The sequence below is a fragment of the Candidatus Hakubella thermalkaliphila genome (assembly GCF_013281975.1).
GTDB classification, from domain to species: Bacteria; Actinomycetota; Humimicrobiia; order Hakubellales; family Hakubellaceae; genus Hakubella; species Hakubella thermalkaliphila.
The window spans coordinates 1-12941 of the sequence record NZ_BLRZ01000052.1; the positions used below are offsets into that span (position 1 = coordinate 1).

The following is a 12941-nucleotide window of genomic DNA, read 5'->3' on the forward strand; positions in this document are numbered from 1 at the left end:
AGCTCAGATTACTATTGGGGACAGTCTGTCGTAGAAGGTGAAAAATCCGAAAAAACATGATTTCAACTTGCGGAAAATGGGTTCTATTATGAATTGTCTTTTTTTATCCCATTCCAAATCCTTTTCTGGAGTAGGAACTAAAGCAGCATAAGATGTAGTCCTGGAGGATGCCAAAGGCCTTCGAGCCCACCAGATATGTAATGTTGAGATATGTCCGTGTCTGATGTTCTTTTCCCTTGCGGACTCAACGCTTACTTCTTTAACAGGAAAACTTACTTCTATAAATCTCTTCATGCCATCAGCCCTCAGTTTTTTCTCTCCATAGCCGAACCATAAATGAATATTCTTCTTCGATTAAATCTGGCTCTGTGCCGTTATGTTTAAGCATACCAGCAATAATCTTTCTTGGAACTCCAAGACCAGTTGCTTCAACATAATGATAATCTCTGAGCACCTCCTTGATAAGTTCATTACGCGTCACCCGGTATCCTGTTTTCATTCGTTCTACCGTTACCGTGTTTGGAAGTCTTCCTGGGCTAATCACTTCCAAACGGTCACCGTAAATGGATAGTTCGACATCTGTCCCACTGATGGTATAATCCCTATGGGCAATCGCATTAACAATTGTTTCTCTAATGACTTCTTCGGGATAATCAGGTCTATCAATGCGTCTACCTTCCACCAGATATGATTTGGAACCTGTATTTCTACGAACAAAATCTATAGCGCGCTCTACCAGGCCTGTATCAACAATTTCCTTATCCTTATTAAATAATGCCACTACAGGACCTTTGATTACATCTCGTTCGTTGGTATTGTAGTCCTTCTCTTGACCTTTATATGCCACTGCAGAAATACCTGCCTGTGGAAGATAACGGTTAGGATTTTTCCCAAAAAGCAGTATACCTCCTACCGTAGGAATCGCTTTACCACGGGATTCAACCATAATCTCTGTATTTATAAGTAATGTCATCCATTGTTCAGTTTCTTCTTGTTCTGGGCAATCTTGTTCACGTATATCCCTGAAATAATTTATGAGCCGGTTCATGTCCAAATCTTTCAAGGAAGAACCAGGGACAGGTTTAATATCGTACCGAAATATGCCGGAAGTCTGATAGAGTCTTTGTTCTTGTTCACGGGTCGCTTCCCGCGAAGTGCTCCCTATTCGTACGAATGTAACCCATCGGCTTCCTTGACGAGCTTTGTATGGTTTATCAGGGCTATCTTCTGGAATTGTTATCACTCCAATCTTTTTATCACCTTCCCATAAAACAATCTCAAAATAGGGAATGATTGGCGGGTGGATGTCATTAGAACAAATATTCATTACCCATTCTTCTATATCTGGATGTATAAGTTCTGTTACAGTGCCGTCATCCTCAACGCCAATGAGGATATAACCACCTTCATGATTCGCCAATGATGCAATCTCCTTTGCCAGGCTTTGAGGATGTACATCGTCCCGCTTAAATTCAACACCCGAACTTTCACCGTTTCGAATAATTTCCAATAATTCTGCTCTATTCATAGCTATCATCCACCTTTTCAAAATCCATATTTTGCCCTGCGGATTTCAAAGGCTTCTCTCCCTCCTTCCAGGATTTCTTCCACATTCAATCGGACATTTTTGTCATCAATGGACCCCATCCATTCCACTGGGATCTCTCCATGCCCTTCTTCTGCCTCGCCAAGTGCCCTAAGACCAGTGATTAGTTCTGCATCACCAAGAACAGGGATATTTGCATTATGGGTAGAAAAAATGAATTGTCTCCTGTGCTTTTCTTCCCGCATTTTTGGGACAATTCCTTCAGCGATAAAGAAGTTATCGAGGTCATCCTCTGGTTGATCAATGATGAGTGGAGCATCAGATTCAAGTAATAAGAGGAGAAGGATTGCAGTTGCCTTTTGTCCGGTAGATAAATCATTCATCTCTTTCCATACTTCTTTGTCTGGGGAACCGATATTGAGTTCTATGATAGTGGTATGCGGTAAATCGAGTTCTTCAAGTTCCATAAATACTTCTTCCCCTGCTTCACTAATCCTACGCGCCTGATCTGATGTAATCTTAAATTTAGCTTGCAATTCAGCGGCTCCTTTTCTACATGTTGCCACAAATTCGGGTAGCGAAAGATCATCTCTTCCACTAAGCGTAGCGATTGCTTCGCTTAAGCGTCCTCCTATCCTTTGCCGTAACATCTCAAAGAGTGGTTCCCGGTTACCACAAAAAGAGACGTTTACTCTAACCTGTTTCTCTAATTTTTTGTTTACTTTTTTAGCAGCCTTTTCAATAGCTCTAAATTCTGCTCTCTTTAGGTCCTCCCAATCCGCTATTAGATTAAATCGTCTTACAGAAAGAGCCGCCTTTTCTTTGCTTAATTTCTCCTCACGGTCTTTTAATGGCTTCAATCCCTCAATTTGCCTGCGGAGCCTGACAAATTCTTCTCCATCAATAGCTTCTTTTTGAAGTTCACGTAATAACTTTTCGTATTCATGTTGCACCTCCTGACGGCGTCGTTCCCATGTCTCTGAAACTTTCTCTATATCTGTTTCTGCTGTTCTCAAGCACCTTTCATATTCCCCAATAATCTTCCTGAGATTAGTTTCTAACAATGCTAAAATGGAATCAATCTCGCGAAGCGTATCCCTGGCAGGAAGATGTTTCAAGGCTACTTCGGAGACAAATGCTCGATCAACTTCCACTATCATGCGAATATTTTCAAGGCCATCTCTTACTTGAGATAAACGGGACCTGGCTGTCTTTAAAACCTGTTCTTCTTTGACCAGTAAACCTTGGTCTTTTAGACGCTCTTCTAATCCCGCCTCTTTAAATCGTTTCAGAGTTTCTTCGAGAGCAGGTAAACGACTCAGGTTTTCAGAAATCTCGCCCAATTCTTTTTGAATATCAATCAGCTTTCTCCTGTTAAGTGCTAACTCTTTATCTGTCTTTCTCTTTCTTTCAGCTAAAGAGAGGTCTTCATCTTTGAATCGGTCTAATAATCTTGATAATTTAGTAGGGGATTTTGTAAGCTCACCGATTTCATGTTGACCATAAATTTCTACATTTCGGCAGACATCCCGTGGGGTGAGACTGAGCACATTTCCATCTGCATCCCTTATTACGGGAGGATTTGGATAGGTTCTTTCGATGAGGTATTCCTTGGGAGAAGGATGAGGAGAATGAACAAGCAAAGAAATCTTTGTACCACTTCGGATTACCTGTTTCAATATCCCGGAAGAAGCCTTTTTTGCCTCTTCACCAAATGGTTCAAGGTCAAGGACATAGCGGAGACTCTCTATGATTGTAGACTTACCTGTTCCACGACCTCCAATTAGCGTATTCAAATTCTCGTTAAGATGAATCGCAGCACCGTCAAAGAACCCTCCTTCCCATGTCAACGCTACCATCTCAGTATGCTCAAGAGGTTCCTCTTCGGATAAGAGGCGAATCCTTGAATCTGGATCAAGAAATGCCTGTCTCAGACCTTCAATAGTTGGCTGAGACATCTTGATATAGACAGAAGCCTGAACAGATTCTAAATCTTTTGGTCTCGCTATATCCAATGCATTTACTACAGCAACTCTTCTGGCCCTCTTATAATTTGTATCCTTGTTTAAAACAATCTGTTCATCTGCATATTCTAAATCACTAATAGAACCCGGAATCTGAACAGCATATAGATTAGGATCACGCCATGCATTTATCCTGGCCTCTCCTTGCAGCATCCGGAGAAGACCACCCTTATTAGTAATGTGGGCAGCTGCACAAATACCATCCCATTCCTTTTGGACTTTTCGCAAAATTTCTGAGAATGATTCTGATGAATTTTTTGTGGAAGGGTCTGTGGCATAAATCCCAAAATCACCTAAATACCTCTCCAACACATTGGTTTCTTTATCTGGGTCAAAAAAGCAAAGTAAATGTACGCCTTCGGATGAGGCAACTTCAAAGCCTGGGAAGACCGTTATACCTGATAGTTCTGCCTGTTTTCTAATAGCGTTAATCCCACCCACCTGATTATGGTCAGTGATGGCAATAACCTTTATTTCAACCTCTTGACATTTATCAATCAACTGAGAGTTATATTCTTGTTCACTAAGCCCATGGTCTTGCCCTCTATTGGTTTTTAAGTAACTAAATGGATTTACGTGGAGTGCACAGCGAAAATACTTAGCACCTAAAGGAAGGTCCAGAGCTTTTTCTATGTTTTCTGGCCATTTACTGTTTAAAAGTTCCCTTTCTTTTTTGTTCATACCTTCACCCCTTTATTCTTCCACTCCTCTAAAGGTACTACAAACCTCACAACCTCAACCTTCTCCTGCACCTTCAAATTTTCTGTCGGATTATTTATTATGTAAAGGATTGGATTTTTAACTGCATTGGCAACTACATAAAGCCAGTATTGATTCTTAAATCTTTTTGCTTTAAACCATTCATTGAGGGTAAGAGCAATCTGCCCTTCATCCTTTCTTGCTTTGACTTCTATATACCTTGTCTCTCCACCTGCCTGCGCAGGCAGGTCACCCTTAGACCTTATGTCAAATCCCAAGTTTTCTTTTGAAACATCCTCTGGCTCTCTCCCCTGAGTTTTTTCATATCCCATCGCAATCACCATACCTATCATTTCTATCTCCTCATTGCTTATCATTTCCTTGGAAGTCGTAGGTTGGACAAGGATTGCGCCCAAAAATTTTGGCATAGAGATTGTTAGACTTATCTCCTGCTCTATTTCCTTTTGCAGTGTTTTTAAGGTTTCTTCGTATTGCCTTTTTCTCTCCTCTTTGTTTCTTATAGCAATATCAACTTTTTCACCTCTTGCCTCTCTTTCATAAAGTTCAGCAAGGTCAACATCGAGCTCGCCTATTAAATATTCCAGAGATTTAATCCCGTATTTCCTTTTTATTTCTCCCTGCCTTTTCCTCTCTTTAAATATCTCCTGTTTGTAGGCAGAAACAGCATCTATGGAATATTCTTGTGCCTTCTCTTTTGTTATATCTAATTTCGTCGGCTCGTTGGAATCCTGCGGAACAAAATCCCATAAAATTGCTGGATTGACTCCGTTTAATTCTTTACCATTGTCATAAATTGCCATAAGACGCTTGCCTGCAATGCTTCCTTTTCCGTCTTTTACCTCTCCCTCGAAAAACCATAAAACACCATCGTATCTTCCTGAGGGGTCTTCAAACACTGCGCCTTTCTGCAATTTGGTAAAGTAATTTCTGTTTATCCACTCAATTAATGCCTCAAAGAGTGGGTGCCCAAAGGATATAAACTCTGCATCAGGATTTTTGAAAGCAATTTCTTTATCAAATGTTGCCTTTGGATATGACTTAAGGATAGAGCCATATCGATTTTTAAAATCAACCTCTCCTGTCTGCATCGCGGACGCGACAGGCAGGTCTGCTATTTTTCTTATTTCATAAGGGATTGAATCTATTGCAATAAACCCGTCTTTTCTAACTCTAAATTTCCCGCCTGCTATCTGGAGTGCTCTTTTAAAGAATTCCTCCACATACTCTGGAATCATTCTGTACTCTTTTGCTTTTTCAGCCATCTCTTTTATTCTTGTATAATCAATGTGTCTTGTCGCCAGACTCTCTCCCAATGCCTCCTTAATCTTTTTAATGTATTTTTCGTCTACTCTGATATCCAATTCTTTTATTATCTCATCCATGCTTTTTGCACTGGCTACCGCATCTAAAATGAGTTGATAGAGGTTTTTTCCGTAGAATACATCACCAATAACATCAAACACCTTGTCGCTTCCCATAGCCTTTCTAATTTCTTCGAGTTTATCAAAAATTTTAGCCAGAACTTGACCTTCCCTTGTATCCTCTGCTACCAGATTGAAGACATAGACATCTTTCTGCTGTCCATATCTGTGAATTCTTCCCATTCTTTGCTCAAGTCTATTAGGATTCCATGGTATATCGTAATTTATCATAAGGTGACAAAACTGAAGGTTTATGCCCTCGCCAGCGGCTTCGGTTGCAACCATAATCTGCTTTTCATGTTGGAAAACCTTCTCAGCTTCTACCCTTTCCTCTAATCTCATACCACCATGAATATAATTTACAGAATATCCCCACGACTTGATCCTTTTTAGTAGATATTCCATTGTATCTCTGGATTCGGTAAAGATTAATATCTTCTCGTTCCCCTGCATTTCTCTTATCTTTTTAAACCCCCCCTCTACGGCTTTCTTTAATTCTGTTAGTTTGACCTCTTGCTCCTCATCAAGAATCTCCTTTGCCTCTGCTATCAATTCGTTAAGAGTAGCAATCTCTTTTTCTAATTCTTCCCTATTCTCAGCAATGCTTAGGGTTTCCCATTTCTTTTCCTGTTCCCACCGTCCCTCTTCTTCATAATCATCAACTTCTTCAATATCAATATAAGTTGGAACCTCTTTTATGAGTTCAGGCCCTTTAAGCAAATCTTCAAGCCTCTCTTTTCTTCTTTCAAGGGATCTAAGAAGTGCATAAGTGCTTGATGCCATCCTCCTTTGCAAGATTAGCAATGCAAATGCAACATTTCTCCTTTTGTCCATCTGTAAAGCCCTGTTATATTGAGAAATTACATATTTTGAAAGTTCATTATATAATTTCTTTTCCTTTTCAGATAATCTGAACTTAATGGTCTTAGGATAGCGATTGGTAAAGATAGGTTTTCCTTCAAAGTCTTTTAAATCCTCTTTCATCCTTCTGATAAATAGAGGATTGTCTCTGTTCTTTAAGGATTCATCAATCAACTCTTGTGTGGCAAAGAATCCTGGCACTAAAAGGTCCAGAAAAAGCCTGTAATTTTCGGGGTCACCTTTGTGAGGCGTTGCAGTAAGAAAGAGTAGATGGTCTGTAGTTTTTGAGATAACTTCGCCTAATTTGTATCGCTCAGTCCTTGATAATTTATCTCCATATCTATAAGCAGCCATTTTGTGAGCCTCATCTACTATAACCAGGTCCCAGTCAACGCTACTAAGGGATGGTAAAATCTCCTCCCTTTTTGCAAAGTCTAGGGAAGTAATGACTTGACTTTCCCTTCGCCACGGATTCTCCGCATAATGGGCGTCTAACAAACTTCTATCAATTATTGTGAGATGTTCTTGAAACTTCTCCTTCAGTTCTCTTCTCCACTGGTCTTTAAGATGACCGGGAACAACTATTAAAATACGATTTACAACACCCCTTAATTTTAATTCTTTAATAATCAGCCCAGCCATAATAGTTTTACCAGCACCAGGGTCATCTGCAATGAGAAATCTTATAAGGGGAAGTTTCAGAATATAACCATACACTGCTTCTATCTGGAAAGGCAAAGGGTCTATCTTGGAAGTGTTCATGGCTAAAAGCGGGTCAAAAAGTGATGCAAGCCGGAAACGTGTTGCCTCAATGGATAAGAATGCTTCAGAACCTTTGGTGGTAAAATCTAAAACAAACTCCCTCGTTTTTAGTTTCTCAATCTCTTCTTTGGGTATTAACTGGTCTATATGTTCGTTAGAGTAAATAGTTGCACCTATGATATGAATCCGACCAGCAAATTCCTCAATCTTCTTTATTTCCACAGGTTCTCGCCAAAATGGACCTTCAATTATCATTCCTTCCTTAATCATATGTAATCCTCCAAGCCACCGTTTCGCCTAACGGTTTCAGCATAAAAGAAGTCCTGAGCGTTAGCATATTGTAACATATTACCTTTACCTTCTTTATCTCAATTTCTTCTAGGGTAGGTTCATCAATGCATATTTCGCCCCTAATCGGCCACGGTATACAAGGTCAGGCTCCAAATGGCTTATGTATAGCCTAGAACGGTCTGGAACATGAGCATTTTTTGGTATAATAGGGTGGTGAATAATATTGAGATAGAAAACCTCTCTTTAGAAGAGCTGGTTGAACTTCCCAGGCAGATTTGTAAAGGTATCGGAGAGTTAGGGAGAGCCAGGGTTTCTTGAGAAGAGCCAAGATTTCCAGATCGGGGATGAAATTAGTTTCGAACATGAAGGCAATCTAATTACCGGGACCGTAATCAGGGTTAACCGGAAAAGCCTTAAGGGTTGGGTCTCAAAAGGGAATGATGCTAATATACAGATCGCCGGGGTTGAGCAGGATCACCAAAAAATCCGAAAATTCTTTACTTCTGGTAGCTTAATGGTTACGGACAACTTTACCCTTGGTCATAGAAAGGCTTCCCGTCTGCTAGCGTGTAGATGTCTTCTTCTCGCTCTTTCAGGAAGTCAAAGGCCGGATTGCTGGCGGCTGCCCTCAGCCATTCAGACTCATCCCAGTCCTCTGGTTCCGAAGGGAGCAGGATGATTACTCGCACCCGGGTCGGGCCGGGAATCGGCAACAACTGATCCAACTTAAGTCGGTGTTGCTCATCCACCACACCCGTCATTTCGATGGCTGTCATCGGCGTTTCCATCGTTACTTCTCCTCTCCATATTGTGTGTACGCATTATAGTGGTTTCTTCAGGAGGCGTCAATTTCCCCTGAATATACTACTCCTACAGGCCTACTCCGCTTCCCGCAGGATTAACCTTATGGGAGCTGCACTGAACCCAAAGCGGGCCCGCAGGTTATTGATGACAAACCTCCTGAAGGGTTCGCTGGCTTTGGAGACGTTTTTCAGAAAAAGGATGAAAGTGGGAGGATCTGTCTTAATTTGGGACATATATTTTAGCTTGAGGGCCGAGAAACCGGCCGTCTGAGCCTTTTGGGCTATCTCCTGAAGCAACTCGTTCAGTTTCTTGGTACTTATCTTTTTAGATCTTTCCTGGAAGACCTGAAAGATGGTCTTGAGAAGCTTATTTAAACCCATGCCCGTTTTGGCAGATACTCTTACCACGGGAGCAAAAGCAAGATCAGCCAGCTTCTCTGTTGCTGCCTTGTTCATAGCCAGCCTTTCCTCCTCCGCCAGCTTATCCCACTTGTTCAAGACAAAGATTATGGAACATCCCCTCTTCAGAGCTTCCCAGCCAATGGTTACATCTTTTCGCGATATCTCCGCTGAGCCGTCGATAACCACCAGAGCTATCTGACCTCTCTCCAGGGAGCGGTAAGTGCGTATTACGCTATAGTAGTCCACGTCATCGTATCCACTTTTCTTGGTTCTGATACCGGCTGTGTCTACAAACTGGACCATGAGGTCATCCATTTTGACCACGGTATCTATGGCATCTCGGGTGGTGCCAGGAAGATCGGAAACAATAACCCTCTCCTGGCCCAGAATGCGGTTGAGGAGAGAGGATTTACCCACATTGGGTCGGCCGACGATGGCAATGGAGAGGTCGACCTTGAGTTCCCCTTCCTTGACTGGAAGATATTTGACCACCCCATCTAAAAGATCGCCTACACCTATCCCATGCAGAGCCGAGATGGCTATGGGATCACCAAAACCCAGGGAGTAAAACTCCATATGGGAGTAGTGATCTTCCGGATTATCTATCTTGTTAACCACCAGAAATACAAGTTTGGTTACTTTCCGCAGAGCAGAGGCTACCTCCAGATCGGAGGGAAGTAGTCCCTCTTTGCCATCAACCAAAAACAGGATAAGATCTGCCTCTTCCATGGCCAGAGTAGCCTGCCTGACCACATCCTGGTGTAGCTTTTCCCCGGATCTCAAGTCCAGGCCGCCGGTATCTACCAGTTGGAAAAGACGTCCTCTCCAGTCAGCGACCATGTATTTACGGTCTCTGGTGCTGCCCGGCTTTTCCTGAACCACCAGTTCCGAGCTCTGGCAGATCCGGTTAATCAAAGTTGATTTGCCCACATTGGGCCGACCTACTACAGCTACGACAGGCAATCTGATCAAGAACTACCACCTCAAAACAAACTGTACTAAGATATCCAGACTGGGGTCTGTTCACTCCATTTCTTATTTCTTCCCGGCTCTACTAAGGCCCCTGGGAATAAGGCAGATGAAGCCAAATGGCTCTGTCCCCTGGTTCTTGAAGTGATGAACTTCATTGGGAGCAATGTAGATGGCATCTCCAGGCTTTAACTTCCTCTCCCCATTTTCTCCTACAACTGCACCTTCACCCCGTACCACGAAGACCTCATGCTCAAAGGGATGTCGGTCTTCTTTAGTGTATCCTCCTGGCTCGAACTCAAAGTATCTCATCTCAAAGTTAGGCACCCCAATCTCCTGGGATAGGAGCCAGCGCACCGTCGCTTTTTCAGCATGATCGGGATTGACTTCCTCTGCTTTTACATCATCAATGCTGGTGACATACATGAGCAATTTCCTCCTTGGACTTGACCATAGTTGCGGTTTTTCCTGTGTCTGATTCCAGGCTTAAGTCGTGATCTCTCTTCCCCCCTACAGTATTTCGGCCTGGAATGGACTGGACAAAAGCTTTCCCCTCAGATCTTACCACTCGTATAGAAAGACCGGTGTTCTCTTTCAGTTCATGCAGGCTCATTCCATCTAAGGTGCGGCCATAGGAGTTAAATATGATATCGGGCAGAAGAACCACTCTCTTAGCGCAGTCTGAGCTGGAAAGAGCTTCTATTATGTCTTTCCCGAAAAGAAGTCCGGTGACTGTAATCCGGGGCCCCAAAGAACTGTTGGGTACTGCCAGCAGCTCCACATCCATCTGATAAATACTCAGCACCTTTTGTAACACTTCTGACAGAACGGGTTTGGCAGCTATCCCTGTAACTATCAGTAAAGGAAGGGATGGAGCTCTAATGGTCATCTTTGCTCTCTTCTCTGCTCCACCCCCGATTCTTGCCTGAGAAAGCATCTTCTCCAGGTATGCTTCTGCCTCATCCATAAAGAGTCTGCAGAGACCAATGCCGTTTTCCAGTTGCTCAAAATGGTCATAATAAGTCCTTTCCGGAAAGGGCTTCCTGGCCAGCATAAAGAACTCATCGGCAGCAAATACAGTATTTCTACCCCTCTTAGCTCTGAAGGCCTGTTGCCACCGCTCCACGGTCTCAATTAGTTCCCCAGCCTTCTCTGGAGTGCAATTGACGATCCGTGGATGACCATGGAAATGATTCCCCCTGGCGACAGGTACAATGCCAACTGTGTTTATGTGGTTGTACTTGAACAAAAGATCGGCCAGAGTACTTTCCAGGACAGTCCCATCATTTATTCCTGGACAGAGAACAATCTGGATGTTGGTCGAGACTCCCTGGCAGTCCAGGTATTGCAGCATCCTGAGACCATGTTCTGTCCGAGATGTGCCCATGAGAAAGGACCTCACCTGAGGCGAAGTGCTATGGAGAGATACATAAAGAGGGCTGATGCGAAATTTGACTATCCTCTCTGCCTCTTCCTCAGTCAGGTTATTCAGGGTAATAAAATTGCCGTGAAGAAAAGAAAGCCGGTAATCATCATCCTTAAAATAGAGAGTCCTCCTTAACCCGTTGGGCATTTGATCCACAAAACAAAACAGGCAATTGCTATTGCATTTCTTGACCCCATCAAAAAGAGAATTCTCAAATTCAATTCCCAGGTCCTGGGATTCTTCCTTTAATATGTGTAGAGTAATGAGATTACCGTCTCTCTGCATGAGCAACTCCAGCTCCGGCTCCTGGATCAGAAGCTGATAGTCAAAGACGTCTCTCAGTCTGTTTCCATTCAGGCTGAGAAGCCGGTCACCTGGCCTTATCCCCCACCTTTCGGCTACGCTCTCCCTGGCTACCTTGCGGACCAGAGCTTTTGCTCCCATCGCTTCCAACGTCCTATCTCGAATATGTCCTTGGTCTATCGGATCACAGCGCCCTACCATGTTTCAGCTCAGGGGCTCCTGAGGAGATGACTTTGATCTTCTGCACAATCTCCTCGATTATCCAGTCGGGTGTAGATGCTCCAGCGGTGATTCCCAGGGTCCCGACCTCCTGGAAAAACCGCTCTTCTATCTCTTCCGCGGTCTCCAAATGAAAGGTATGAGCATTGACCCCTTTACAGATCTCTGCCAGCCTGGTGGTATTAGCACTGTTTCTGCCTCCCACCACCAGCATCAGATCAGTTTTTCTAGCCAGCTCCAGGGCTGATCTCTGACGAAGCATGGTGGCATTACAGATGGTATTGTAAACCCGAAGCTCCCCTACTCTTTTGATTAATTCACTCACCAGAGCAACCAGGTTGGACTGAGATTGGGTGGTCTGGACTACCAGCCCCACTTTTCTTCGGCGGGGGAGGTTGTTGACCTCATCGGCACTCTCCAGGACTATGTGTTCCCCAGCGGCACAGGCCACAATGCCATTGATCTCAGGGTGGCCCCTCTCCCCCAGGATGACCAAAAAGTAGCCCTCCCTGACTAAAAGGGAGGCCTTATCCTGCACCTTACGTACATAGGGACAGGTAGCATCGATCACCCTCAATCCCCTGTTTTTAGCTTCCAGGATGACTTTTGGGTCAATCCCGTGGCATCTGACTATAATAATGCCCCCTCCTTCTACCTCATGGATGTCTTCGACGGGAAAGATTCCCCGCTCCGTGAGTTTATTTATCACCTGAGGGTTGTGGATTAGGGGGCCCAGGGTGTAGATAGGACCTCCCCTTTGTTCCGAGGCGTCCAGAGTCATCTTGATAGCCCGGTTAACACCGTAACAGTAGCCAGCATGCTTGGCTAGAAGGATGTCCATGCTCTCTTTCCCTGGAAAGTTATTCCGGCTCTTCTACCAGATCCACCACCTGGGGATGAACCAGACTCAATAGGTCAGAATAATTCATCCTCACTGAATCAACGTGAGTTCCACCGGTAAAGACTATCTTCTCTGCCTGAAGTCGTTCATCTACATAGACCGGGAAGCCAAATAGGGCACCGATGGGAGGGATAGCACCCACCTCAAAGCTGGGAAATTCCATCTCCAGCTCCTCCTCCAGAAGCAGCCGCGCGTCGCTGTGCCCCATCAATATTTTCAGCTTTCTGGCATCCAATCTGGAAGAGCCAGGCAGGACCACAATAGCCCTTTTGCCTTTAGCCTTCACCACCAAA

9 protein-coding genes and 1 pseudogene are annotated in these 12941 nt (G+C 43.7%); all 10 read right to left on the reverse strand.

The genetic code is table 11. The annotated features are described in order from the left end of the window. Positions 1-81: 81 nt before the first annotated feature. Positions 82-294 (reverse strand): annotated as a pseudogene (locus HW443_RS06160) (DUF1156 domain-containing protein); the annotation flags it as partial. Between the two features lie 4 nt (positions 295-298). Continuing rightward, positions 299-1528 (reverse strand): ATP-binding protein, encoded by a 1230-nt coding sequence (locus HW443_RS06165; protein ID WP_176231579.1) that lies wholly within the window; start codon positions 1526-1528, stop codon positions 299-301. Between the two features lie 17 nt (positions 1529-1545). Further along, positions 1546-4251 carry a TrlF family AAA-like ATPase gene (locus HW443_RS06170; RefSeq protein WP_176231580.1) on the reverse strand — a complete coding sequence of 902 codons (2706 nt, stop codon included), beginning with the start codon at positions 4249-4251 and terminating at the stop codon, positions 1546-1548. After that, on the reverse strand, positions 4248-7604 hold the full coding sequence (locus HW443_RS06175) for a helicase-related protein (protein ID WP_176237990.1): 3357 nt from the start codon (positions 7602-7604) through the stop codon (positions 4248-4250). Before HW443_RS06175 ends, HW443_RS06170 begins: the two co-directional genes overlap by 4 nt. Before the next feature lie 551 nt (positions 7605-8155). Next, positions 8156-8413 (reverse strand): hypothetical protein, encoded by a 258-nt coding sequence (locus HW443_RS06180; protein WP_176230848.1) that lies wholly within the window; start codon positions 8411-8413, stop codon positions 8156-8158. A gap of 90 nt (positions 8414-8503) precedes the next feature. After that, a complete protein-coding gene (der, locus tag HW443_RS06185; RefSeq protein WP_176230847.1) occupies positions 8504-9802 on the reverse strand; it encodes a ribosome biogenesis GTPase Der in 1299 nt (432 codons plus the stop codon). Positions 9803-9865: 63 nt separating this feature from the next. Then, on the reverse strand, positions 9866-10225 hold the full coding sequence (locus HW443_RS06190) for a cupin domain-containing protein (protein WP_176229142.1): 360 nt from the start codon (positions 10223-10225) through the stop codon (positions 9866-9868). Continuing rightward, on the reverse strand, positions 10206-11669 hold the full coding sequence (locus tag HW443_RS06195; RefSeq protein WP_176230846.1) for a DUF512 domain-containing protein: 1464 nt from the start codon (positions 11667-11669) through the stop codon (positions 10206-10208). Before HW443_RS06195 ends, HW443_RS06190 begins: the two co-directional genes overlap by 20 nt. 43 nt (positions 11670-11712) lie before the next feature. Continuing rightward, the gene (gene ispH, locus HW443_RS06200; protein ID WP_176230845.1) at positions 11713-12588 is read right to left on the reverse strand and encodes a 4-hydroxy-3-methylbut-2-enyl diphosphate reductase; all 876 of its coding nucleotides are present in this window, start codon (positions 12586-12588) and stop codon (positions 11713-11715) included. Positions 12589-12607: 19 nt separating this feature from the next. Further along, on the reverse strand, positions 12608-12941 hold a 334-nt coding region (locus HW443_RS06205; RefSeq protein WP_176237991.1), incomplete at its 5' end, for an aminoacyl-tRNA deacylase.